The organism is Lentibacillus halophilus, assembly GCF_055395055.1.
Genome location: NZ_AP043750.1, coordinates 439,074 through 464,620 on the forward strand (window position 1 = coordinate 439,074; position 25,547 = coordinate 464,620).

General features: G+C 43.7%; 24 protein-coding genes and 1 pseudogene. 7 read left to right on the forward strand and 18 right to left on the reverse strand.

The genetic code is table 11. The annotated features are described in order from the left end of the window. Nucleotides 1-236 precede the first annotated feature (236 nt). The gene (locus tag ACZ5Q7_RS02025; RefSeq protein ID WP_343751487.1) at nt 237-1,268 is read right to left on the reverse strand and encodes a glycosyltransferase family 2 protein; all 1,032 of its coding nucleotides are present in this window, start codon (nt 1,266-1,268) and stop codon (nt 237-239) included. 150 nt (nt 1,269-1,418) lie between these two features. Between ACZ5Q7_RS02025 and ACZ5Q7_RS02030 the strand changes: the two are divergent. Further along, nucleotides 1,419-2,929: pseudogene (locus ACZ5Q7_RS02030) on the forward strand (IS5 family transposase). A 148-nt stretch (nt 2,930-3,077) separates the two neighbouring features. On the opposite strand, the gene ACZ5Q7_RS02035 reads toward ACZ5Q7_RS02030, so the two are convergent. The 13 genes from ACZ5Q7_RS02035 to ACZ5Q7_RS02095 form a co-directional block, all read right to left on the reverse strand. After that, nucleotides 3,078-3,881, reverse strand: coding sequence for a glycosyltransferase family A protein (locus tag ACZ5Q7_RS02035; RefSeq protein ID WP_343751490.1), 804 nt, complete (start codon nt 3,879-3,881; stop codon nt 3,078-3,080). Nucleotides 3,882-4,003: 122 nt separating this feature from the next. Further along, nucleotides 4,004-5,170, reverse strand: a complete 1,167-nt coding sequence (locus ACZ5Q7_RS02040) for a glycosyltransferase family 2 protein (RefSeq protein ID WP_343751491.1) — start codon at nt 5,168-5,170, stop codon at nt 4,004-4,006. 91 nt (nt 5,171-5,261) lie between these two features. Next, complete coding sequence (locus ACZ5Q7_RS02045; protein WP_343751492.1) at nt 5,262-6,350, reverse strand: glycosyltransferase family 4 protein; 1,089 nt, start codon at nt 6,348-6,350, stop codon at nt 5,262-5,264. After that, nucleotides 6,350-7,033, reverse strand: a complete 684-nt coding sequence (locus ACZ5Q7_RS02050; RefSeq protein WP_343751493.1) for an HAD family hydrolase — start codon at nt 7,031-7,033, stop codon at nt 6,350-6,352. The genes ACZ5Q7_RS02045 and ACZ5Q7_RS02050 overlap by 1 nt, the downstream gene beginning before the upstream one ends. Beyond that, on the reverse strand, nt 7,033-8,010 hold the full coding sequence (locus ACZ5Q7_RS02055) for an ATP-grasp domain-containing protein (RefSeq protein WP_343751494.1): 978 nt from the start codon (nt 8,008-8,010) through the stop codon (nt 7,033-7,035). The genes ACZ5Q7_RS02050 and ACZ5Q7_RS02055 overlap by 1 nt, the downstream gene beginning before the upstream one ends. Continuing rightward, nucleotides 8,003-8,647 (reverse strand): sugar transferase, encoded by a 645-nt coding sequence (locus ACZ5Q7_RS02060; RefSeq protein WP_343751495.1) that lies wholly within the window; start codon nt 8,645-8,647, stop codon nt 8,003-8,005. The genes ACZ5Q7_RS02055 and ACZ5Q7_RS02060 overlap by 8 nt, the downstream gene beginning before the upstream one ends. Further along, nucleotides 8,647-9,759: a DegT/DnrJ/EryC1/StrS family aminotransferase gene (locus ACZ5Q7_RS02065; protein ID WP_343751496.1), complete on the reverse strand. Its 1,113-nt coding sequence runs from the start codon at nt 9,757-9,759 to the stop codon at nt 8,647-8,649. Before ACZ5Q7_RS02065 ends, ACZ5Q7_RS02060 begins: the two co-directional genes overlap by 1 nt. Nucleotides 9,760-9,889: 130 nt before the next feature. Further along, nucleotides 9,890-10,771 (reverse strand): UTP--glucose-1-phosphate uridylyltransferase GalU, encoded by an 882-nt coding sequence (gene galU, locus ACZ5Q7_RS02070; protein WP_343751497.1) that lies wholly within the window; start codon nt 10,769-10,771, stop codon nt 9,890-9,892. A 102-nt stretch (nt 10,772-10,873) separates the two neighbouring features. Further along, nucleotides 10,874-12,706 (reverse strand): polysaccharide biosynthesis protein, encoded by a 1,833-nt coding sequence (locus ACZ5Q7_RS02075; protein ID WP_343751498.1) that lies wholly within the window; start codon nt 12,704-12,706, stop codon nt 10,874-10,876. Between the two features lie 84 nt (nt 12,707-12,790). Further along, nucleotides 12,791-13,555 (reverse strand): tyrosine-protein phosphatase, encoded by a 765-nt coding sequence (locus ACZ5Q7_RS02080; protein WP_343751499.1) that lies wholly within the window; start codon nt 13,553-13,555, stop codon nt 12,791-12,793. A 185-nt stretch (nt 13,556-13,740) separates the two neighbouring features. Further along, entirely contained in the window at nt 13,741-14,490 is a 750-nt protein-coding gene (locus tag ACZ5Q7_RS02085; RefSeq protein WP_343751500.1) for a tyrosine-protein phosphatase, read from the reverse strand. A 196-nt stretch (nt 14,491-14,686) separates the two neighbouring features. Continuing rightward, nucleotides 14,687-15,391 carry a CpsD/CapB family tyrosine-protein kinase gene (locus ACZ5Q7_RS02090; RefSeq protein ID WP_343751501.1) on the reverse strand — a complete coding sequence of 235 codons (705 nt, stop codon included), beginning with the start codon at nt 15,389-15,391 and terminating at the stop codon, nt 14,687-14,689. Beyond that, a complete protein-coding gene (locus tag ACZ5Q7_RS02095) occupies nt 15,357-16,121 on the reverse strand; it encodes a YveK family protein (protein WP_343751502.1) in 765 nt (254 codons plus the stop codon). The genes ACZ5Q7_RS02090 and ACZ5Q7_RS02095 overlap by 35 nt, the downstream gene beginning before the upstream one ends. Before the next feature lie 368 nt (nt 16,122-16,489). Between ACZ5Q7_RS02095 and ACZ5Q7_RS02100 the strand changes: the two genes are divergently transcribed. Continuing rightward, nucleotides 16,490-16,747, forward strand: coding sequence for a hypothetical protein (locus ACZ5Q7_RS02100; protein WP_343751503.1), 258 nt, complete (start codon nt 16,490-16,492; stop codon nt 16,745-16,747). Nucleotides 16,748-16,826: 79 nt separating this feature from the next. On the opposite strand, the gene ACZ5Q7_RS02105 is transcribed toward ACZ5Q7_RS02100, so the two are convergent. From ACZ5Q7_RS02105 to ACZ5Q7_RS02115, 3 genes are all read right to left on the reverse strand, one after another. Further along, nucleotides 16,827-17,180: a nucleotidyltransferase domain-containing protein gene (locus tag ACZ5Q7_RS02105; RefSeq protein ID WP_343751504.1), complete on the reverse strand. Its 354-nt coding sequence runs from the start codon at nt 17,178-17,180 to the stop codon at nt 16,827-16,829. A gap of 1 nt (nt 17,181) precedes the next feature. Further along, the gene (locus tag ACZ5Q7_RS02110; protein WP_343751505.1) at nt 17,182-17,583 is read right to left on the reverse strand and encodes a nucleotidyltransferase substrate binding protein; all 402 of its coding nucleotides are present in this window, start codon (nt 17,581-17,583) and stop codon (nt 17,182-17,184) included. 298 nt (nt 17,584-17,881) lie between these two features. Next, nucleotides 17,882-18,514 (reverse strand): hypothetical protein, encoded by a 633-nt coding sequence (locus ACZ5Q7_RS02115; RefSeq protein ID WP_464433044.1) that lies wholly within the window; start codon nt 18,512-18,514, stop codon nt 17,882-17,884. Nucleotides 18,515-18,875: 361 nt separating this feature from the next. Here ACZ5Q7_RS02115 and ACZ5Q7_RS02120 point away from each other — a divergent pair, with 361 nt between their 5' ends. The 5 genes from ACZ5Q7_RS02120 to ACZ5Q7_RS02140 all read left to right on the forward strand — a co-directional run bounded on the left by ACZ5Q7_RS02120 (nt 18,876) and on the right by ACZ5Q7_RS02140 (nt 25,225). Then, nucleotides 18,876-19,241 (forward strand): hypothetical protein, encoded by a 366-nt coding sequence (locus ACZ5Q7_RS02120; RefSeq protein WP_343751507.1) that lies wholly within the window; start codon nt 18,876-18,878, stop codon nt 19,239-19,241. Nucleotides 19,242-19,613: 372 nt separating this feature from the next. Further along, complete coding sequence (locus tag ACZ5Q7_RS02125; protein WP_343751508.1) at nt 19,614-20,744, forward strand: Fic family protein; 1,131 nt, start codon at nt 19,614-19,616, stop codon at nt 20,742-20,744. A gap of 287 nt (nt 20,745-21,031) precedes the next feature. After that, nucleotides 21,032-22,735 carry an RNA-binding domain-containing protein gene (locus ACZ5Q7_RS02130; protein WP_343751510.1) on the forward strand — a complete coding sequence of 568 codons (1,704 nt, stop codon included), beginning with the start codon at nt 21,032-21,034 and terminating at the stop codon, nt 22,733-22,735. An 878-nt stretch (nt 22,736-23,613) separates the two neighbouring features. Further along, a complete protein-coding gene (gene cls, locus ACZ5Q7_RS02135; protein ID WP_343751511.1) occupies nt 23,614-25,044 on the forward strand; it encodes a cardiolipin synthase in 1,431 nt (476 codons plus the stop codon). Nucleotides 25,045-25,090: 46 nt separating this feature from the next. After that, complete coding sequence (locus ACZ5Q7_RS02140; protein ID WP_343751512.1) at nt 25,091-25,225, forward strand: hypothetical protein; 135 nt, start codon at nt 25,091-25,093, stop codon at nt 25,223-25,225. Here ACZ5Q7_RS02140 and ACZ5Q7_RS02145 read toward each other — a convergent pair. Then, nucleotides 25,215-25,541, reverse strand: coding sequence for a hypothetical protein (locus tag ACZ5Q7_RS02145; protein WP_343751514.1), 327 nt, complete (start codon nt 25,539-25,541; stop codon nt 25,215-25,217). The two genes, ACZ5Q7_RS02140 and ACZ5Q7_RS02145, sit on opposite strands and share 11 nt — an antisense overlap. Nucleotides 25,542-25,547 lie beyond the last annotated feature (6 nt).

The following is a 25,547-nucleotide window of genomic DNA, read 5'->3' on the forward strand; positions in this document are numbered from 1 at the left end:
TTTCCCTGTACACAAAGTGTATTAACGATATTAAAATACCAATCAAAAAGAAAAAGTCTAATACTCTTGTTATAGTGATCACCACCCTATACGTCAAAGTCTTTGAAACGTACATCATTTTGTTTATACATTGAATTTTATGTTATTTAGACAGGTTTCTAGCATATTACTTTTATTTCAATAATTTCTTTTCAAGAATACTTCCTATAAAACCACTCAAAGATTTGTTTTATATTCTAATTCAATTTAAAATAATAATGTTTAATAATTATTCTCAAAAGTTCTTTTATATTGATGAACTTAGTTCTATTCAAGAGAGCAAAATATATAAATATCTTTTGCATTAAAGGAATGTTTAAATTACCAATCTTAATTGAAAAACTGTAAAATAGAACACGTTTAAATTTATCTTTCGCAAAAACATTGTTATTTTCATTTATACGAATCATTTTACTTGCTAATTCAGATATATCAATTTTATAGTTATTTATATTGTTATTATCATCAAAAAAGAAAAGAAATTCTCTATAGGCTTTTTCATCTAGTTTGAAACCATAATAATTTAACTTTTTAGTATGAATTTCTTGTATTACTTTCCTTCGAGCTAAGGCTTTATTTTTTCTAGTCTGATTTGAAATATTGTTATGGTCAACTCTATACTTCATTAAAAATTTAGGTACAATCGCAAAATTCCCAACCTTAGAAATCTTAAACCAAAAGTCATAATCCTGGGCCACGAAATAATTTTCATCATATTTAATATTATTATATTTAATTGTGGACATTCTTATCATAGAACTAGGATTAGCAATGGGGCTTGCAAATAACAGCCTAATCTTTAATTCTTCGGGATCATAAAATTTACTTTTCTTTTTATAAAAAAGTTTCTTTCCTAATTCTATAAAATTGCAACCTACTACATCTATATTTTTATATATTTCCATAAATGAAACTTGTTCTTTTATTCTATCAGTGAACGCTATGTCATCTGCATCCATAACAGCTAGGTATTCACCCTTGGCATTATTTAATCCACGATTACGTGTATAAGGTATGCCTTTATTATTTTCATTTTCTAGGATTCTAATTCTGTTGTCTTGAGAGCGAAATGCTTTTAATATCTCTAATGTATTATCACTAGAACCATCATCTATGACTAAAATATCCAGTTTTTTATATGATTGATTAATAATACTATTCAAAGATGATTCAATATAATTCTGTGCATTGTAAACGGGTATAAAGACAGTCACTAATGGTGTAGACAAAACCTCATCTCCAATTCCCAATAGATTAATTAGGGGCTACTGAATAATTCATAAACCCTGTCCACAAAGTGTTTGTGGGTCTTACTCCCGAAATAACGTGCAATCTCATTTAAAATGGAACGTAACTTACTTTTGTACGGAGGTCATCCCATGTACGAACATAATGCCAAACAAATGATCCTGCCTGATGAGTTTTTTCTACCCTTTGGAGGCCGTCTGAATCCCGACAACCGTTGGGTTGTGATGGCCTCGCTCATACCGTGGGCTGATATTGAGGACGAATATGTTAAACGCCTGGGAGATACCAGTCAGGGAAGCAGAGCCTACCCGGTCCGCCTTGCACTTGGGTCGCTGATTATCAAGGAAAAACTGGGCTTGAGCGATGAAGAAACCGTTCAGGCTATTACGGAAAATCCCTATCTGCAGTATTTTCTTGGATTGCACGAATTTCAGGAAGAAGCGCCCTTCGATGCGTCGTCCATGACCTATTTTCGCAAACGCTTTGACGCTGATTTGATCAACGATCTCAATGAGCGCATTGTCCAGGGTCAACAGACAAAATCAACGCAAAAGCCATCAAAACAGGATTCGTCAGATGATGACCACGATGACAACCCGCCTTCTGCTCCTGGCAGTGGAACAGAGAAACCGAAAAACAGACGGGAAAAACCGTCATCCAATCAGGGCAAGCTCCTGCTGGATGCCACGTGCGCTCCTTCCGACATTGCCTATCCAACGGATATCAATCTATTGAATGAAGCCCGTGAAAAGCTGGAAGGGATTATTGATACCCTCCATGCCCCCTTGGCGGGGCAACAACGCAAGCCCCGCACGTATCGAATGAAGGCCCGCAAGCAGTATCTGTCTCTGTCGAAGCAGCGCAAACCGAGCAAGGGAAAACGCGATCAGGCCATTCATCAGCAATTAGGGTATGTCCACCGTAACCTGAAGCATGTCACAACTTTGGCGACAACCGCCGGGCTTTCATTATTAAGCAGAAAGCAATACCGCGACCTTCTGGTCATTCAGGAACTCTATCGCCAGCAGGCCACTATGTTCAGAGACCAACGGTCTCACATCGATGATCGGATTGTCAGTATCAGTCAGCCACATGTACGTCCGATTGTACGCGGCAAGACAAACGCACGAGTGGAATTTGGCGCCAAGCTGTCGGTTAGCGTCGTCGGCGGTTATACCTTTTTGGATTTCCTGTCATGGGATGCCTATCACGAAGGAAAGCGGCTGAAAGAATCAATCGAGCAGTATAAAGCCCGTTATGGCTACTATCCGGAGCTGTTTTAGCTGACACCATTTATCGGACACGGGAAAATCGTAGTTACTGTCAGGAACGCGGCATCCGCCTGAGTGGCCCCAAACTGGGACGACCATCCAAAGACGAACAACTTAACGCGATGCATAAGCAGGTAGAGCGACAAGATGCTTCCGAGCGAAATACGATCGAAGGCAAATTCTGAGAAGGCAAGCGCCGGTATGGGCTGGGCCTTATTTCAGCATGTCTTCAGAAAACCAGTGAGACCGCCATTTCGCTCAGTCTGCTTCTAATGAATATCGGAAAGATCCTCCGGGGTTCTTTTTTGACTTTTTTATTGCTTATACTGCCAGGTTTTTCGAAAGAAAATCTTCAAGCACTCCGTATATAAGTGATTTAAACTTGCTTATATTGCATGTTCAGTAGACCCTAATTAGGTGTGACAATAAAGTAATATCGCTTCATGGTTATAATCATCCACTAACTAAAGGTAATCACAATTTGATATTTAATTTATTTTACTTTCATCCATATGAATATTACGTAGCTTTGCCTTTCTTTATAAAATCTTTACGCCCCTTAATCATCTCCTTGAATACTTCTTTAGTTCTCAGTTCATTCACATATAATTTTCTTTTACGTAGTAAAAACTGAGTTATTAAAAAAAGTGAGAAAGCATTTCCACCTATTGCTTGAAATAAAGCCCCACGATCAAAGAAATAATTTTCATTGTAGCCTTCAAACCAAGTTGAACCATTTTCCTCAATTTCAGCAATTACATCTTTACAAGAGTAGATCTTCAAACCTTTTTTAATAGATTCTACAATAAAGATACTATCCTCACCGGATCCGTAACATGCGCCACCTCCGAATAATAGGCTAAAAAAAAGATTATTTTTAGTAACACTTTCTCTTCTGAACGCAATATTAACTGTTCCATACTTCAATACATTGTAGAACCTAACACGACCATCTTTTTCTACTTTTTCAATAGTATGACCATCTTTTTTGTGAATTGGAACATTAAACATAATTATATCTGCTTTAGGATTTCTTTTAAAAGCATTAATTACTTTCTCTTTATAATTATCGACATAAATCATATCCTCATCAGCCATTAAACATATATCTCCAGTTGATCTCATCAAAGCATTATTACGGCTAAGGCCTACGCCTCGTTCAGCAAAAGATAGGAATTTTATTGGATTGCCATTATAATAAAACTCCTCATGCTTATTTTCGTCACACTGATTAATTATTATTGCTTTAGATTGTATATTCATTTTTTCAAGTATACTATAGTCATTCAGATGCATAGTAGATATTAATAATTCCAAGTCCATATTAAGCCACCGCAATTCGTTAAGTTTATCTTTTATTTGTTCCAATTTATTTAAATAGGCTTAAAATTAACATTAATTCTATTTATTTTTCTCTACAGAGGGGTGAAAGGTAATTCTTAATATTATCTTGTACTTTCCGCCTTCTCCCAGACAGACTTTGCCTTTCCAGTAATAATGTTATAAACACCAACCCATTGTGCAGCTATCGTGACACAATAATAGTATACCAAAGATAAATATTTATTATCTGATTTGGTAATTAATTTAACCAATCCCAAAATATAAAACAATATTTGTCCCATAAATACCACTGTAAACAGCCATGATTCTGGTATTAATAAAGCATTAGAAATAAATAGAAAAAAATGAGATATCCATAATAAATATCTACATGTCCTATGTCCAAAATAAAAATATGAGAACCACCTATATTTAAATACGTTCAGTATCCTTAAATCCGGTAGGATATGTTTGAGAATAAGTCTATTCATCCTTACCTTACGGCTAAATTCATCTCCGATGCTTTCCCCAGCTTTCTCATAAGCTATTGCATCGTGGTTGGCAATTGCTCTTTTCCCTTGCAATGCATAAAATTGTGGCATTGCAGTATCGTGACTTTGAATTGGATCAAATGCATAGTAATCTTTAGTCCTGCAGGCATATAATGCACCGTTACCTGCCGTAATAGTTTGTATTCTTCCTTCTATTTCTCTAATAGACATATCATTATCCCAATAGCTCGCTTCTGCACCACTAATATCACTTGATTCCTGATTTATTATTGATAGTCTTCCTGAAACATATGAAATATCTTCTGATGTGAAAGCAGCCATGAGTTCTCTAACGGAATCTTTCTCCATTATAGAATTAGCATCGGTCATTACCAAATACTCAGTTGTAACATTTTTTTTTGCTTCATTTTGAGCATTTGTTTTTCCTTTACGATCCTTCGTTTCAAAAAGTCGAATATTTTTACACTGATGCTTTTTTATAAATTGCCTAACTATATTATTGGTTTTATCGGTACTATTATCAGAAGCAATTAAGTATTCAATTTTTTCTTGAGGATAATTTAACTTTAAAATATTTTGAAGTTTATCCAATATCACTTTTTCTTCATTATGTGCAACTACCATTACTGTTACTTCAGGGTAATGGGAATAGTCCTTTTTTAAAGTTCTACTTTTGTATAAAACCCCAATTAACTTCAAAGATATTGGATACCCTATCATTGCCCAAAATATAATAAATCCACTTAAATAAAATAACACTTTATAGAATAACTCCATATACTTTCCTCCATAGTGCTTCAATCTATGAGTAACTTTGTAAAATTCCATTATTCTGTATTAGTTCAAGTAGGTTTTAGAAGCTAGATAACTATTCATTATAAATTTTAATTACTTTCTCTGTCATTTTTTCAGACGTCAAATTTTCTTTATAAAAACAATAGGCTTCATTCACCATTTCCGCAACCTTGCTTTCATTAGTCAGGATATCATAAATCGATTCACTAAGTGCTTTAGAGTCACCATAATCTATACCAATACAATAATCTTTCATATCAGAATACCCACCAGTTTTTGATCGAATCACGGGTACTTTCATAGCAAAAGCTTCTACACAGACAATAGGAAAGCCTTCATTTTGACTTGGCAAAACCATTAAATCAGAAATGTTTAAAATATCCACAGGGTTCACATAACCGGTAAAAACTATATTTTCTATTAACCCCAGTGATTTAGCTTTTTGAATAATTTCATTTTTATATTCACCTGGACCATCACCAGTAAATAATACTTTGAACTGTGATATATCGATATCTGAATTTTTAATCATATTTCCTAAAGATTCTAATAGATATAAATGGCCTTTCACCCTTGATAGTCGGCCAAGTAGACAAATGACTTTATGATCTTTAATCTTATATAGTTCTTTTATTTCATACTTTCTTTCAACTGAATACTGAATATACTGCTCCGAATTAACACCATTAAAAACTACATGTGAATTGCTCCTTGGAATTTTTAATCTTTCATGTAGCATAGGTAACATGTCACTTGAAACCGTTAATGCGCCTTTTCCGCTAAATGTAAAAATTCTATATAACCAGCTAGATGGAATTTGATTTAAGTGATTAGACCATACAAAGTCAATACCTGTAAGAATCGATGATAATTTAATGTAAAGACCTGTTGAACGCCAATGAGTATGTGCTATATCTATGCCTTCTCTACGTATTATCCTAATAAGGTTAAATAAATTTTTTAGTGCAATAATAGGGTTCTTTGTTATAAAAGGTATATGAATATGCCTGATTCCGTTACTTTCCAACTCTTTTACATGTGGGCCTCCCGACGATACAACTATCACATTATGTTCTTTCAAGGTCAGTATGCGCGATAATTGAATAATATGCGAATTAACACCTGAATCTTTCATATGCTTCGATAATTGTAAAATATTCACTATTTTTCTCCTATCAAATGGGTGTTCAAATCGGATAAGGAATTAATTTTAAATGATGCTTGTACGGCTTTATAATATGATGCATTTTTATAAACAGAATCATTTCTAATAATCCTAACAGCCTTAATAGGATATATATTGCTTATATAAAAATCTTTTTCCGGATTATCACCAATATATACCATCTCATCAAATGATACATTTAGTTTTTCCTTCATTATCTCAAACGGCATAGGATGTGGTTTCCAATAGTTCTTTCCTAAGTCATCAGTTACAATTATTTCATCAAAATGATTATTGGCCTGTACAGCTTTTAATTTTTGGTGTTGAGCATTTGCGTAGCCATCAGTGATAATACCGGTTTTAATATATCTTTTTTTTAACAAATTAATGAATGGTAATACATCACTATAAAAGCTTATTCTTGGAGAATGATTCCGATATTCATTCACCATCTCCAGTATATCACTTTTGGTATATGCAATTCCCAATTTGTCAAATAGTCTATTAAAAATATAACGGGGATTATCATTAAAAAGTTCACTTAATAGATTATATAGTTTTTCTTCATCTTCGTTATATCTATTACTTAATAGTCTAGCTATGTGGTAATACCCACTTTTTATATATCCTCGTTCGGAAATCAGAGTATCGTCCAAATCAAATATGATTGCTTTAACCATTAGACTAATTCCATATCATCGTTTAAACAAATACTACTATCATATCTTAAAAACGTTAAATCGTCCTTGAAATTTTCGTTATACCCTAGTTTTTCACCCATTAGCAACCTAAAAAGATTTTCACAAGAGTCTGCACCGCTCTTAATGCTCATTGGTGCCCCGCCACCAAATCTAGGGTTAATTTCAATATATTCTATTCCTTTTTTTGTCTTCATTAATTGAACAGTTATATGTCCTATAGGCTTTAACACTCCCATTAATTTAATAACATCATCGATAATCTCCCTATCCTTGACAATCTTGCCTTTAGAAATCTCACCACTACGAGTGGCTATCCTCAACCTGGGAACAATCGTAATAATATTACTATCAAAGTCTAAAAACGCATCAATTGTATATTCTTTGCCTTCCATAAAATCCTGAACTACAGGCTCTTCTATAACATCCTTATAAATATTTAAGTCTTCATTATTATTCACTTTAAATGTGTTAATACTGGAACTTCCGGACTTGGGTTTAATAAAAAGCGGGAACTGGAGATCACCGTTTTTAACTTCTTCATCTGTATACATTTTTGGAATCCCAAAGTTATTTTCCTCCAAAAACTTCTGCGTGTTGATTTTATTTCTGCATATCTCAACAGTTTTATAATCAGATATCATTACTTTTGCTTTTATTTTCTCTTCTATATAATTTTTATTCTTCGCTAGTAATAATAATTCCGTATCTATGGTAGGAACAATTAAAGAAATGTTTTCTTGATTACATGCATCTATAATTGAACTAATATAATTATCCTCATTAATACGAGGCAACTTATACGTTCTGTCGGCAAAGTATAATGCTGGGGCAGTATCAGAGCAATCGCCAGCCACTATATTACTTTTAACATCAAGTTTTCTTGTAGCATGTTGAAAACATTGCACCAGTTCTACACGTCTTCCGGCACTTAAGATAAATACATTTATTTCACTCATCATTGTCCCCTACCTTATTACCTTTAAAATACTCCATGGTTGCTGCTGTTTCCGAATTAATTCCTTCTTTAACAAAAACCTTTTTTAGAGTAGAAAAGATGATTTTCCAATCATCAAGAAAACTTACATTTTCCACGTACTGCACGTCTAGATCGAACTTATCTTCCCAATGGATTGCATTTCTACCACTAACCTGCGCCAACCCCGATAAACCCGGTCTTACTTCATGACGCCGTTTTTGATATTGGTTGTAAAGCGGTAAATACTGTACCAGTAAGGGTCTTGGGCCAACAATAGACATATCCCCTTTAAGAATGTTAAAGAGTTCCGGGAGTTCATCAAGAGATGTAGAACGCAACGTTTTACCGAATCTCGTCAGTCTAACATCATCGGGAAGCAAGTTGCCATCCTTATCTTTTTCATCTGTCATTGTTTTAAATTTATACATGGTGAAAAGTCCCTCATTCAGCCCTGGGCGGTCTTGTTTAAATAAAATTGGACTTCCAAGTTTAACTCTAACTAACAATGCAACAATGAAAAAAAACGGGCTAAGGATTATAATTGCAATTAATGATAATATGAAATCCATTGACCTCTTTATAAACTTTCTGTAGAAACCAGCCTTTGAATTGCTCATTATGACCACAATCCTTTTATGGTTTTGATCACCTTACCCAAATCCTCTTCGGTCATTTTCGTATCTGAAGGAAGACATAACCCATTTTCAAAGAGTCTTTCAGCCACGCCGTCACCGATGAAATCATAATCATTAAAGAATGGCTGCAAGTGCATTGGCTTCCAAATCGGTCTGGAGTCGATATTTTCTTTTTCCAGTGCTTCGATCACATCGAGTGGCCTTATCTGACCATGTAATGTGAGGGCACTCAGCCAGCGATTGGGTTCATCCCATTTATTGGCTGGCATAAATTGGACACCATCCAAGCTTCCTAGCTCCTGTCTATAGGTTTCGTATATAAGTCGCTTTTGTGCCACGCGTTTCTCAAGGACTTTGAGCTGTCCTCTGCCGATTCCAGCGACGACATTGCTCATACGGTAATTATAACCTAATTCACTATGCTGATAGTGTCTAGCTTTATCTCGGGACTGAGTTGCCCAAAATCTAGCTTTTTCTACTCGTTCATCATTAGCAGAAACGAGCATGCCACCACCGGACGTCGTGATAATTTTATTTCCATTAAATGAGAAAACGCCATAATCTCCAAATGTCCCAGTATGCTGTCCTTTGTAATACGTTCCCAACGATTCAGCAGCATCCTCTATTAATACAACGTTGTGTTTGTTACACACGTCTACTATTTTATCAAGGTCAGCAGATAACCCATACAGATGAACGACGATAACTGCTTTTACGTCAGGATATTTTTCAAAGGCTTCCTCTAATGCCTCAGGACTCATATTCCAAGTTTCATAATCACTATCAATGAAAACCGGCGTGGCATTTTGATAAATAATCGGGTTAGCCGTTGCTGAGAATGTAAGACTTGGACAAAATACAATATCTCCTTCGCCTACTCCCGCTGCTTTTAAGGCTAAATGAATAGCTGCTGTACCCGAAGACAGGGCGGCGGCAGATTTTGCACCAACTTTTGCAGCGAGTTCGTTTTCAAACTCATTAACGTTTTCACCGAGAGGGGCAATCCAATTCTTATCAAAGGCTTCCTGTACATATTGCATTTCATAGCCTTCATCACTCATATGTGGCGATGAAAGAAGTATTTTTTCTGTCATGTCCAAGTACTCCTTTTCCTTTGAAGCTTATTCTTCAGTAGCTTAGGTGCTGATTGGATGTCCGTTAACATCCAATCAACTGCTAAACTACTAAACGATTGGATGAAATGATGGGCTTACTTGGTCTGTCCTAGTTCTTCACACGCTGCCGAGCCGCCAACTCTTCAACCAGTGCTTTCACGCCTTCCCCAATATCCGCATCTTTCATCGCATACTCCAGCGTTGTTTTGATAAACCCGAATTTCTCCCCAACATCAAACCGTGTACCTTCAAAATCATACGCATACACGTCCTGTTCCTTGTTCAGGTTTTGAATCGCGTCGGTGAGCTGGATTTCGCCGCCGGCACCGATTTCGTGTTTATCGAGATGGTTGAAGACTTCCGGTGTGAGCACGTAACGGCCCATGATGGCCAGGTTCGATGGTGCGGTTCCTTGTTCGGGCTTTTCGACAAAGTGATCGACTTTGTACCGGCGGTCTTCCTGGGCACTTGGGTCGACGATGCCGTAGCGATGGGTGGCATCATCTGGTACTTGCTGCACGCCGATAACGGATCGTTCGGTTTGTTCGTATTGCTGAATTAATTGTTTTAGACCGGGGGTGTCGGATTCAACGATGTCGTCGCCCAACAGAACGGCAAATGGGTCATCGCCTATAAATTTGCGGGCGCACCAGACGGCGTGCCCCAGTCCTTGTGGGTCTTTTTGCCGGATATAGTGAATATCGACATTGGATGCGTGATTCACTTTTTCGAGCAGCTCGAACTTTTCTTTTTTCATTAAGTTGTCTTCGAGTTCGAAGTTATTATCAAAGTGATCCTCGATGGCGCGTTTATGCTTCCCTGTCACGATGATAATGTCTTCAATACCAGATTCGATGGCTTCCTCGACGATGTATTGAATCGTCGGTTTATCGACAATCGGAAGCATTTCTTTCGGCATGGCTTTCGTTGCCGGCAGGAAGCGTGTTCCGAGGCCGGCTGCTGGAATAATCGCTTTTTTAACGGTTTTCATATTTCGTTTAACCCCCTCTGTTTGATTTGGCACTTTCCCCGGGTGTCTGGCACTTGACGACAAAAGAGATTTAGTAAAGTGCTTGGCACCTTTTTAACGTGCTTAAGACCCTTTTGCTGTCATCGGTGTTTGTTCCATGTAGACAATATCCATAATGCCGTCTTTCAATTGCTCTGGGTTCGTCTCGGGCAGTGTGTCGATCAAGTTGGTAATGAGCGTTGCATCCACTTGCCCAGTCCGCCCAACGTAAATCTTCTCATACACTTCCCCAGGCAGGACTTCCTCGTCACTAAGCAGTTCTTCATACATCTTTTCACCTGGCCGCTTGCCGCTGAATTGGATGCCGATGTCGTCTTCGGTGTAGCCGGATAGTTTAATCAGGTTGCGGGCGAGGTCAACAATTCTGACCGGTTCGCCCATGTCGAGGACGAAGATTTCGCCGCCTCTGGCGAGTGTCCCGGCCTGAATGACGAGCCGGGATGCTTCCGGTATCGTCATGAAGTAGCGCGTCATTTCCGGGTCGGTGACGGTGATCGGGCCACCGCTGGCGATTTGTTTTTTGAAGAGCGGGATGACACTGCCGCGGCTGCCGAGGACGTTGCCGAAGCGGACGGCGGCGAATGTCGTCCGGCTGCGCTGACTCACGTCCTGGATGATCATTTCGGCCAGGCGTTTAGTGGCGCCCATGACGTTCGTCGGGCGGACCGCTTTATCGGTTGAGACGAGGACGAACTTGTCAGCGCCAAACGTATCGGCTGCTTCGGCCACATTTTTCGTGCCGACGATGTTGTTCTTGACCGCTTCGTGCGGGTTGTATTCCATCAGTGGCACGTGCTTGTGTGCGGCGGCGTGATAGACAATCGCCGGCTGGTGCTCTTCTAAGACGGCAAACATGTGGTGGCGGTCCTGCACATCGCCGATCACTGGGACAATGTCGATGTCGGTGTCACGGTATGTGTCTTTCAGTTCCATATTAATGTTATAAATGCTGAATTCGCCGTGCCCGACAAGGACAATTTTGCCCGGTGTGAACGCCATCAGCTGGCGGCACAGCTCTGAGCCGATCGATCCGCCGGCACCGGTGACCATGACGGTTTGCCCCGTTACATATTCCGATATCGTATCAATGTCCAACTCCACCGGGTCGCGTCCGAGTAAGTCCTCCACCTCGACATTTTTCAGGTTGCTGACCGAGACACGTCCGGTCATCAGGTCTTCGATTTTCGGAATCATTTGCACTTTGGCGCTCGTCTGGTTGCAGTAGTCGAGTATCGCATTCAGATCGCCATTGGCAAGCGACGGGATGGCGATGACGACGTGGTCAATCCGGTGCTCCTCCACGAGCTCGGGGATATGCCTCATCCGTCCAAGGACGGGCACACCGTAAATTTCCATGCGCTGTTTCGTCAAGTCATCATCGACGAATACAACCGGCAGCAAGTCATTGTCGCCGTCATGGCTGTTGTGCAGCTGGCGGACAATCATCGAGCCGGCTGCCCCCGCGCCGACGATGAGCGTGCGTTTTTTACCCTTGTCCCCGGCGATGTAGCGATCGCGGTAGATGCGCCAGGCGAAGCGGGAGCCGCCAATCAGGATGATATGTAAGAACCATGTAACCAGTAACGCACGGCTATACAGTGAAAAATCGTTGACGAGAAACTGCACGATGCCAGCAGCGATTATCGACAGGGTAACGGCTTGAACGATAGCGAGCAGTTCACCAACGCTCGCGTAGGCCCATACTTTGTTGTACAACTTATACAGCGCCGCGAATAGATGATGAAAGAATAAAAGCGATAACGAACTGATGACTATAGCGTCAAGTTGCCATATGGATATTTGCGGGTAGACGACCCAGGCAGCGATGAAAATAGCGGTGCTGACGATAACTGAATCAAGCAGTACGAGCAAGGTCAGGCGTGTTCGGTAGGTCACATAAAGGCCTCCTTCCATGGGTTGATGGGTTATAGATGGTTTGGCCGGTCATGAGTCTGGTGGCCGTGCTGGTCGGCACACGCGTCAAAATAGGCCGAGAAATTTTTTCTTTTTAATCGGTTCCGGTTCGTCTTTGTGGACGGTTTCTCCGTCGATGAGCAGCTGGGCGTTTCCCATGAACGTATACACTGCCTCGCGTCCGTGCTGCTGGCCGAGTTCGTGATACGCTTCATTCATGACGAAGCCGCGCGTTGTCGTGTTGTGGGCGTCGGATGCGATGAAATGCGTCAAGTTGGCTTCAACCAAGTCATGCGCGAATGTTTGCAGCTTTTTGCCGAATGTGCCGGCGATACTTGCGGCTGTGAGCTGGGTCAGGGCGCCTTTGTCCACGAGGTCGTATAGGATGGACGGGTCCTCGTTGATGGCGGTGTTCCGCTCGGGATGGACGATGACCGGGATGTAGCCGGCGAGCTGGATGTCGAACAGCATCCGCTCGGCGTAGCGCGGCACATGGTTGGACGGGAATTCGACGAATACGTATTTGGTGCCGTTAAGTGTTGCGACGTCGCCGCCCGCGAGCTCGGTTAGCATATCGCCGTTGATGCGTGTCTCCTGTCCTGGGAGGACGGTGAGCGGTATGCCTTCGTGCCGGATGGCGTCGTTCACGTCGTCGGTATAGCGGATGATGTCGGGCCCCGCGTTGTGGTGATAGCCGTTGCGGTGGTGTGGGGTGGCGATGATGGCCGTTATCCCCTGACGGACCGCCTCCCGCGCCATGGCGAGACTGTCGGTGAGCGTGTCCGCGCCGTCGTCGATGCCCGGCAATATGTGCGAATGGATATCGATCACGACGATCCCTCCCTTCTGGCTTGGCTCGGTTCGTTGGGGTGACGCTTGCGCTGGTTCGAACCTGTTGTGTCTACGTGCGTCTTATCAGTGCGAGTGAACGTCTCCTCTATCGAACCGGTTGGCGTGCGTGAAATCGTGTTGTTAATAGGTTTTAGTATAACAGAATCCGAGTTTACTAGACAAGACTATCGGAAAAGTTTACCAATTCCGCGTGTCTCGATCCGGGATGGTGCGTCTTTGGCAATCGGCCGGTTATGGACGAGCTGCTCGCTGTTGTCGCGGAGCATGGCGGCGGTTGATTCGTCCAGCGTTTGATAGACTTTCGCGAGTTGATCGGTTGTCGCGGACACGGTGTTGGATGCGAGCAGGTGTACGAGATGGGCGTTCAGCATGCGGCGGGTGAACGTTTTAATGCGTTTGCCGTTGTTTCCGCTCAGACTGGCGGCATCGGTCTGGATGAGCGCGCCGTTTTTGACCATGTCGTAAAGAAAACCGGGCTGCTCGCGGATGCCGGGGTGTGTTTCTGGATGGGCGATAACCGGGACGTAGCCGCTCATCTGCACGTCGAACAGACGTTGCAGGGCAAACGGTGGCAGGTGATCCGCGGGTAGTTCCAGCAAGACGTATTTTGTTTCGTTGAGCCCCAGCAACAAGCCGTGTTCAAGATCAGCGGGCACATCCGTGTCCATAAGGATGTGCTGTCCCGGCCGGATGTCCAGTGCGATGCCCTGTTGGTGAATGTGGTTGGTCAAGAATTCGGTCACACCGAGGATGTCCTCCGATTCGTTGCGGTCGGTGCCTCGGGTGACATGCGGTGCGGCGATGATGGTGTCGATGCCATGATCGGCTGCGGTTTGAGCAATTTGGATCGTTTCCTCGATCGTCTGCGGCCCATCAGCGAACCCGGGCAGAATATGCGTTTGAATATCCATCATGGTTTCCACCCCTTTGTCTGTGTTCATTCAGGCGTGGTTCATTCTATTCAGTCGCGCACTCCATCATGCGACGAGCTGGGTGTTGCTGGGCGTGCTGGTGCGTGCAACACGACGAGCAGCGCAGCGGTCGAGAACGTGCGAGCGGTTTGGCCATGGGTCGTCTGTCGATAGGATGGGTGTCGTTTTTCCCGGCCGCTTAATGGTTATCGTAGTAATAATAGTAGTTCGCTTTCTTTTTATCGACGTCGTTCACGATGGCGCCGAGAAATTTGGCCGTAGCGTTTTTCAGCACGTCCACGGACTTTTCCGCTGCGTCGGTGATGGTTTTTTTGCTGCGGACGACGAGCATTGAGCCGTCACACATATTGGCAAGAATCTGGGCGTCGGTCACCGCGAGCACCGGTGGCGTGTCAAACAGGACGATATCGTACGCTTGCTTGGCGTCCTCGATGAACGTTTCCATTTTTTGCGAGCCAAGCAGTTCGGACGGATTGGGCGGAATCGGGCCGCACGTTAAAACGTCCAGATGCTCGACGCCGGCATCCGATACGGCGTCCTCGAGTGGTGTGTCCCCGACGAGCACATTGCTGAGACCGGTCAAGTTATCGAGACGGAACATGTAGTGTGTCATCGGTTTGCGCATGTCGGCATCGACGAGCAGCACCTTTTTCCCTTGCTGCGCGTAAACGACTGCCAGATTGCCGGCGCTGTATGTTTTGCCTTCAGCCGGACCGGGTGAGGTGATGAGAAAACTTTTTAACTCCGTGTCGATGGAGGAGAACTCAAGGTTTGTCCGGACGGTCCGGTATTGCTCGGTAATGGGTGATTTCGGCCTTTCCTTGGCTATGAGTTGTCTCGACTTGCGTTTATTGGCTTGACCGTTTTTGCGTTTGCGTGCCATGGTTTGCACCTCGCTTTGCTGTTGACGTGGTTTCGACCGCTCGGGTGTCGGCGTCGCTCATGTGGCTGATCACACCGAGTACCGGGACGCCCAGTGTGTTTTCGATATCGGATTCGTTTTTGATCGTATTGTCCAGATACTCGAGCAGAAACGCCACACCGACGCCGACCATGCCGCCGAGTACGATCGCTATCGCAATGTTGAGTGCTGGTTTCGGACTGACGGGCGACGGGTCGGGACCCACTTCCGCTTGTGACAGGACGCTGACGTTATCGACGTTCATGATGCCGGGAATTTCTTGCTGGAACGTCGTCACGGTCGTGTTGGCGATGTCGCGCGCTTGTTCAGGATCCGGGTCGGTTGCGGTGACGGTCACCACTTGGGAGTTCTCCGCGCTCTGGACGTTTAATTTGTTGGAAAGCTGCGATGTGGACAGATTCGAGCCCAAGTCGTTGACCACGCTTTCCAGAATGTTGGGGCTTTTGATAATAACATTATATGTGTTAATGAGCTGCACATTCGTCTGGATATCGTTGCGGGTAAATTCGGATGTCGGTTCCTGCTGTTTTTGGTTGACGATGAACTGTGAGCTCGCTTCGTATTCGGGCGTTAATACGAAAAATGTAATGATAGCACTAATCAGCGCTGCCCCGATGACGAGCGAGATGATGAGCAGAAGGCGCTTTTTCAGCACCTCAAATATTTCTTTGAGGGAGATCGTTTCTTCCATGGTCGTGTACCTCCTGTGGTAAGTGACGCTATTCGACAGTTACAAGCGGTATTATAACATAGAATCATAGGATTGGCGGCGGTCGATTGAAATTTTTTGTGTTGGGGGGTGTGTAGTCGCGCGAGTTTGGGTGGTTGTTGCGCGAGTTGGGCGATTACTGCGCAACTTTTGGGTGGAGTTGCGCGAGTTTGGGGCGGAGCTGCGCGAGATCGGGCTTGAGTTGCGCAACTTTTGGGTGGAACTGCGCGAGTTGAGGGGCGAGTCGCGCGAGGTCGGGTGGTTGTCGCGCGAGTTGAGCGATTACTGCGCAACTTTCGGGCAGAGCTGCGCGACCTTAGCCTATTATCGCGCGAGTGGTGGGTTTTAGAATGGTAGATTTTCGGCCGCCGCCGAAAATCATCGGTATGGGTGCGGTGGGCGATTTGGTGGGAGGTGAGTCGCACGAGTTTAGGGCGGAGCTGCGCGAGTTGGGCGCTGAGTTGCGCAACTTTTGGGTGGAGTTGCGCGAGTTGAGGGGCGAGTCGCGCGAGGTCGGGCGGTTGTTGCGCGAGTTGAGCGATTACTGCGCAACTTTTGGGTGGAGTTGCGCGACCTTAGTCAATTATCGCGCGAGTGGTGGGTTTTAGAATGGTAGATTTTCGGCGGCCGCCGAAAATCATCGGAAAAGAGTCATTCGAAAAGGTGACATACCTCGTACCATGGGGGTTAATCGTCGGAAGCAGAATGATACGTTGGCGAGTTTTCATGCAATAAGGTGTCTTTTTTATAAATTTCAATACCGTTATGATCGATGTGGTGTCGAAGTCGTTCATTGGTCATACTCTCATAATGCACAACATCAAAAAAATAGGGGAGCGGGGACTCGTGATTTAATCGTTCACTTAAACCAGCCGCCGTATTTCGGGTCACCTCGCCCCCTTTAACGGCGATGTCGACGTCTGAACCTTTTTTATAATTGCCTAAAGCGCGGCTTCCGAAAATCAGGGCACATTCTATTGTCTCAAAGCGTGTGATCGTTTGAGTAATGAGTGCCATATCCTGTTCCCGTAGGCCAAACATACTACCATTCCTCCGATAATGTGCGGTATAATGTTCTCACCGCTGGCAAAAAAGACGTTACAATGTCCTCTGTCAGTTCTTTTGCCGTCTCTTCGTCATATGTGTGTACGGTCATATTGCGTTTTTCCAATGCCTCCATCCATATATGGTCGTCGTCAATCAAGCCCATTTGAAAGGCCTGTTTAATGGCTTGGCGTGGACTGTCCACAATAAATCCTTCTTTTTCCAAGTAATCCTTAAGTACTTTCCATGCGAGTTCGAACGTCATCTCAAAAAAATGGATGATGCCCGCCCGTTCAAGTTCATTAGTTATGCTGCCACTGGCATATTTATTTAAACGTTTATATGATCGTTCAAAGTTTTCAAAGCGCTGTTTCCAACGTATATCCTTAGAAGACGTCATTCGTATACCTCCCTCTCAGGGCCTTTGCTGTCATTATAAAGTACCATTACCCATTTTTCTATGTTTGGAAGCCGTCTTTGATCGACTTATTTAATGATGTTCCTGTCGCTCGAGTCGGGGTGTTTTTTCTAATAGTGGATTTTCGGCGGCGGCCGAAAATCGTCGGAATGGTGCGGTGGGATCGAGTTGAGGTGCTCCCGATCGGGGAATGATTCTCATGGAGACCAACATCTAGGAATGGATGCATGGTTGCCATATGAAAAGAGGCCTCTTCCAGGCGATGGAGAGGCCTCTTTTTTTAGTAAAAGGATGGTGAAAGTATACTACTTATTGCGTAGAACGGGAACTGGTAACGTCTGAAGCGGCGAAATTGTCTCGGGTAACCGTAGCCGCCATAGCCGCCATAATTTCCGTAACCGCCATAGCCACCGAATCCGTCATAGCCTCCAAAGCCACCATAGCCAAAGCCGTATTGCCGCTCCATATCGTCTTCTCTTTCCATATCGCCATATGGCATGAGCAGTATGACACAGTTTTCATCGAAGTCTTCAATAATGCCGTCGCACATCATGCCATCCATTGTTTGCAATTGCACAAAATACAGGTGGCATTTTTTGCTCATGTCATACATTTGCTGGTTGTGGCTCATCTGATTCATATATTGGGGATCCATGTACTGGTGGTGAGAGCCCATGTATTGCGGGTTGCAGGAATCCATGTACTGGTGGTCGGCGTGCGTGTGACCGCTCATGTGTTGCGGGTTGACGTTTGCGTAAGGATCCATTTGTTGGTGATGAGAGCCCATGTGGTGCGGGTTGGCGTTTGTATAGGGATCCATATACTGGTGATGAGGATTGGTGTTTGCGTAAGGGTCCATATACTGGTGGTCGCTTCCCCAATTGTCAGGCATTCCGTATTGATTGTTGTGCATGGTATCATTCCTTTCGTTATGACTCACTCCTAAGGTATTCACCCAGTAGGCAAATGTGACACGGGATGGATGGTCCATTTTCGGTGGTGAGGGTTGTCAGAAAGGATGATACCCCCTCCCATAAATCGAACCTCACATAGAAAACGTGTCATATGCGGTTGCCTATGACACGTTTTTCCTGCCGGGAGTCGATTGTAGGAGTGAACGATTAGGAGTTATTGCCGCCAGCCAAGATATAGGATGGTGGATGGTAGATGGTGGATTTTCGGCGGTGGCCGAAAATCATCGGAATGGGTGCGGAGGGGTTAATCGGGTTGAGGGGCGTCGCTTGAGTTGGGGGGTGCTACTCGGGTGAAAATAGTTGCTCGAGGTTAGTCCGAATGGGAAGCTCGCGTCGATCGATTTGGCCTCGTCCTCGATCGATTTGCCCGCGCTCTCGATCGATTTTGCCTCGTTTCCGATCGATTTTCCTTCGCTCCCGATCGATTTGCTCGCGTTCTCGATCGATTTTGTCTCGCTCCCGATCGATTTTCCCTCGCTCCCGATCGATTTGCCCGCGCTCTCGATCGATTTTCCTTCGCCCTCGATCGATTTTGCCTCGTTTCCGATCGATTTTTCTTCGCCCTCGATCGATTTTGCCTCGCTCCCGATCGATTTTCCCTCGCTCTCGATCGATTCCACCTCATTCTCGATCGATTTTCCTTCGCCCTCGATCGATTTGTTCTAGTTCCCGATCGATTTTGGGGCTGTGCATCGCGCGAGTGGTGGTGTTTTAGAATGGTGGATTTTCGGCCGCTGCCGAAAATCATCAGAAAGGATTGTTGTGCCCTGTAATCGAACTTCACATAACAAAAGTGTCACATACAGCTGCACATGACACTTTGTTTTTCCAGAAATAGATTATAGAAGGGGGCACTTTTTTGCTTGTAGGTTCGGTTCAAGAAGTCGAACGATAAGTTGCTCTTGATGTGAAGAAGCGAGGTGTAATTCAGATGACGGTTCAATCGTCTCACGTTGTTAACTCATTTTTTTATTATTTTTGCGTTATTGGGGTATAATATGTATGATTAAAGCAATATATCATAAAAGGATGTTTATTATGGCGAAGCATGGATTACAGAAGCTCCCGGTCGGTGTCAGTCATGCCGAGGCGTTACCCATCATGGAAGTTCTGGCACGGGTGAATAACAAGATTGGTCGGCTCGAGGAAAAGTTTAACCATTCCGTTGTCAGCGAGGCATTGGTACAGGTTCTTTCCTTAAGCGAATCGGTTGAATCAACACGAATAGAGGGGACTCAGGTAACCTTTACGGATATGGTGGAAAGACAGCATGATCAGCAGCCACAGTGGGAAATTCAGGAAGTCAGCAACTACCAGAAGGCATTGCACCAAGGATATGAGAAAATTTTAATGGGGTATCCGATCACATCACGATTCGTCAAGGAACTTCATGAAACGTTAATGGAAGGCGCACGTGGTTCCACTCAAACGTCCGGAAACTATCGCAAAGTCCAGAATTTTATCGGGCCCACGAAAAAAATGGAGGACGCCACGTACATTCCAATCGCCGCTCATAACATTGATGATTATATGGAAAATCTGGAATACTTTATCAATCACCATCCTTATAACAAGCCGCTGCCGGTTGATCATCTTTCAACAGACGATTACGTGTTTGACGAGGATGCTGATCCATTGATTAAAACAGCCATTATTCATGCGCAATTTGAATCCATTCACCCATTTTTGGATGGGAATGGACGGCTGGGCAGGATTTTAATTGTCTTATATTTGATTCAATCGAACGTCATCACCAGTCCAATCTTTTTCGTTAGTGAGGAATTGGAAAAGGAACGGCCGCGGTACTACGATATGCTCAATGGCGTGCGTGGGGACAATCCGCGATGGGGGGACTGGCTGTTATTCTTCTTGCGCGCCTGTGACCGGATGGCCGATCGGATTAATGCCAAATTGGAAGCCGCTGAAAGTCTGGCCAAAGAAGGGCTTGCAGCTTGCGGAACCGCATCCGAGAAAAAGATTTGGCTGAATACGTTCTCGCGGCCATTTATCGATGTAAAAACAGCCGCCAACAAAGCAGGAGTGGCCCCCAACACCGCCAGAAATGCTTTGAATGCGCTCGTGGAGAAGGATAGGCTGTTTGTCGATAAAGACGTGAAGAGAAACAAAAAATACCGCAACTATGATTTAATGCGGATACTGCGGGATTAGGATGGTGGATGGTAGATGGTGGATTTTCGGCGGCGGCCGAAAATCATCGGAATGGGTTGTATCCAGCATTTGTGTTCGGGCAGATAGAGGAGCCCGCTTTTTTAAGGATTCTGGTTGCAGTTCCCCTTTTGGGCATAAAGGAACGATTATTGTAGTACCTAGTTCCTTCTTAATATTTGTCAATGAAGCTGGAACCAATTCTTGGGTATTTTTATTTTAAGTAAATCCTGTTAAATGTATAATAAGGAAAAGGTTTATTTAAAATGAGGAATAAAGGGGGGAAATTTATGAGGTCTGTCGAGGACATTGAAGAACTACTTGAGCAACTTGAAAAATATACTGCAGATGAACTAGAAGCTCAAGATTTGGATTTTAAAGAATGGATAAGTCGCAGTTTTAATGATAATGTAAAGGTTATTATCAAAATGGCTGTATGTATGGCTAATGGCGGCGGTGGGCATATTGTTTTCGGAATAGCTGATAAGGTTCAAAAACGTAAGAATGCCATACGTGGTGTCCCAAATGATTTAGACTTTTATGATTTACAAAATAAAGTCTATACAAAAACGGATCCACATCTATTACCTTCTTTTAAAGAAATTGCGGTGCCAGAGGGGACAGGAACTCTTCTTGTAATTAGTGTGACAGGAGAAATGGCTCCATATACTGCAACAGATGGTTCCGGGACAGTCCGAAAAGGAAAAGAATGCCTCCCTCTTACTGGTTCCTTACGAAAAGAAATGGCTTCATCTTCATTAAATACTGATATGACTGCCGAACTAGTCAAAGAAAACTGGGAAACAGTCGTCTCGGCAACTGCCATGGAAAAAGTAAGAGAATCAATGGCTTCAAATAATGCTCCTACTGAATTAAGAGAACTAAATGATTTTGATTTACTACAGTCAATTGGTGCGCTAAAAGATAATTTTCTAACTAAAGGCGGATTATTGGTTTTTGGGAAAAGCGAAATTATTGAAAGAGTTATCCCTGAATATCGATGGTCCTATCGAAAAATGCAAAGTGATACCGATTATGTTCTAAGAGATGACGGTCATCAACCAATTCCCATTGCTTTATACGAGTTAGAACGCTATTTAGCTACAGATAACCGTATTGTTACAGTAGAGTCCGGATTGTTTCATCATGAATATAGTACGTACCCTAATATTGCTATAAGAGAAGCACTACTTAATGCTTTTGGTCATCGCGATTATCGAATTCATGGTTCCGTTATGCTTAAGCAATATAATGAGAAGCTTATTTTGACAAACCCAGGGGCCTTTATGGGAGGAATTAATTCAGAAAACATTCTCCATCATCCTTCTGTTACCCGTAATAATCATTTAATGGATTTATTAGACCGATTGAAGTTAGTCAATCGATCAAATTTAGGAGTCCCAAGAATTTATAGTGCACTTTTAATTGAGGGAAAAGAACCTCCAATATATAGCGAAATTGGAAACAGTATTGAACTAACATTGATTTCGTCACCTTTGTATCCAAATTTCAGAACCTTTATCACAAATTTGCAAAAGCAACATATTCAGCTCGATGTAGATGAACTAATTATTCTGCAATATTTAATTCGTCATGAACAGATAGATACATCAACTGCTGCACATATTGCCCAACGTAAATTAGATCATGCACGCGAATTATTGAGTAAATTAGCTAATCATTATCGGTTAATCGAGCCTGTGGGAAGAGGCAAAGGCAGGTATTATATATTATCAAAAGCAACCTCGGATGCTTTAAAACAAGAAATGAGTTACGAACGGCAGGTTGCTCTTGATGATGAAGCAGCCAAAATGAGAATATTAACGCTTTTGAAAGATCAAGACCTTTCCAACCATGACATCCGTCAAATGACCGGATGGAACCGCAAAAAAGTCCATAAAATAATAAAAGACCTTGAACCGTCCGGGGTTAGAATTGCTGGTAAGGGACGAGGAACCAAATACACATTACACTCAAATATAGAAAATGATTAAATTAGTTCATAAAAAGGGACATTTAATTGTCCCTAATTGCCCTTTTTATTGTCCTTTCTCGCTTATTATCCCCTATATTTCCTTGATTCACTTCCATTACGGGACAATTTTGAGTATGAAAGGGACATTTAATTGTCCCTAATTGTCCTTTTTATTGTCCTTTCTCGCTTATTATCCCTATATTTCCTTGATTCACTTCCATTATGGGACAATTTTGAGTAAGAAAAGGACATTTAATTGTCCCTTTCTTAACGTGGCTTTTCGCACGAATTCTGGTGCCGTTCGATTTTGGGGGGGCTGTTGCTCGAGTTGAGGTGCGTGTCGTTCGAGTCCAGCCCGCTCTGCGCGAGTTTTGCCCTGAACTGCGCGAGCAGCGGTTATTTAAAGGGTGGATTTTCGGCGGCCGCCGAAAATCGTCTTCTTGATATGAGTGGGGTCGCTCAAGCTGGATGATTACTGCGCGAGTTGCGGGACGAGCTGCGCGACCTGAGTCATTTATTTCGCGAGGTGACTCTATTACTGCGCGAGGTTGGACGGTTGTTGCGCGATCTCGCGCAGAGTTGCGCGAGCTGAGGCAATTACTGCGCAACTTTCGAATGGAGCTGCGCGACCTTAGCCAATTACCGCGCGACCCTCACCCTGAACTGCGCGACCTCACCCCATTGCCGCGCGAGTTTCGCTCGAATGGCGCGAGGTTATTCTATTATGGCACGACCTCATCCGATTGTCGCGCGAGCAAGTTAGATGGTAGATTTTCGGCGGCGGCTGAAAATCGTCTCTTCACGGGTGCTCTTAAGCGACAAGAATCGGTTGCTCTGTCGGTGTTTTTTACGGTACGCTGTTATCAGTATTAAGACACGGCATTTGAGGGGGTTACGATGAGTATTGTATCGGGTATATTAGGGGTATTATTTTTCGTGAATATCGCATTCGCTCTTGTGATCATTTTTTTCGAGCGGCAAAATCCGACGACGACGTGGGCGTGGTTGATGGTTTTGGTGTTTATTCCGGTAATTGGTTTTGTGCTCTATCTTATTTTCAATCAGAATTTTACGCGGAAGAAAATGTTTCGGTGGGCGGATCAAGAGAAGTTCAATATTAAAGAAAGCGTTACTGAACAGATTGAGTCGATCAAACATGGGACGTTCCCGTTTAAACATGCGAATAGCGCTGCGTATAACGATCATATTTATATGCATCTAGTCAACAGTGAAGCTATGTTTACCCAGAATAATGAGGTAGCGATTTATACGGATGGACGGGAAAAATTTGACGCGCTTATGCAGGATATTGAGCACGCGAGCGATCATATACATATTCAATATTATATCATTCATGAGGATAACCTGGGAAAGCGATTGGTCAATGCCTTAACCGAAAAAGCGAGGCAGGGCGTGCACGTGCGGGTTCTTTATGATTATATGGGGTCGCGTGGGATATCCGCCCATTTTTACAAAGAGTTAAAGCAGGCGGGTGGTCTCGTGGACGTCTTTTTCCCGCATTTTCATCTGAATTATCGCAATCACCGTAAATTGGCGATTATTGATGGTGCCATCGGCTATGTCGGTGGGTTTAATGTTGGTGATGAGTATCTTGGGCTGAATCAAACATTTGGGTATTGGCGTGATACGCATCTGCGAACAGAGGGTGAGGTGGTCCATGCTTTGCAGACGCGGTTTATTCTGGATTGGAATCAAGCATCGAAGCGGCATAAGATTGCGTATGAGGAGCGGCTTTATCCGGCGCTTCCTGAAGCAGGGACTGTCGGGGCGCAGATCGTCTCGAGCGGTCCTGATACGGAATGGCAGCAAATCAAGAATGGCTACATGAAAATGATTACGTCTGCCAAAGATTATATTTACATGCAGACGCCGTACTTCATTCCTGATGACAGCCTTTTGGATGCATTGAAAATCGCTTCTCTGTCCGGCGTGGATGTCCGGCTGATGGTTCCGGATAAGCCGGATCACATGTTTGTTTACTGGGCGACGTTGTTCCATGTTGGGGAATTGTTAAAATCCGGCGCAAACGTTTATATTTACCATAATGGGTTTATCCATGCGAAAACGCTCGTTGTCGATGACACCATCGCTTCGGTGGGGACGGCGAACATTGATCATCGAAGTTTTCGATTGAATTTCGAAGTGAATGCGTTTCTGTATGATCAACAAACAACGGTCGACCTGCGTCAAGCGTTTGAAAACGATATGCAATTGGCTAAAAACCTGACATGGGACGATTACCAGAAGCGCTCCGTAACGATCAAAGTAAAGGAGTCGGTGTCTCGGTTGATATCACCAGTTTTATAGATTACGAGTTTTGGTGGGTGTTGCTCGAGTTGAGGCGGTTTTTGGAATGGACGATTTTCGGCGGCGGCCGAAAATCATCGGAATGGGTGCGGCGGGGTTGATCGGGTTGGGGTGGGTCGCTTGGTTGGGGGTTGCTATTCGGGTGAAAATAGTTGCTCAAGGTGGGTCCGCTATCGATTGAATGGGAGCGCGCGTCGATCGATTTGCTCGCGCCTCCGATCGATTTCGCCTCGCCCTCGATCGATTTTGCCTCGCTCCCGATCGATTTCTTCGCGCTCCCGATCGATTCTCCTTCGCTCCCGATCGATTTTGCCTCGCTCCCGATCGATTTTCCCTTGTCCTCGATCGATTTCACCTCGCTCCCGATCGATTCTCCCTCGCTCCCGATCGATTTCGCCTCGCTCCCGATCGATTTCTTCGCGCTCTCGATCGATTTCGCCGCGCCCCCGATCGATTTTGCCTCGCTCTCGATCGATTTTCCGTCCGTCCCGCGTCAACGATCT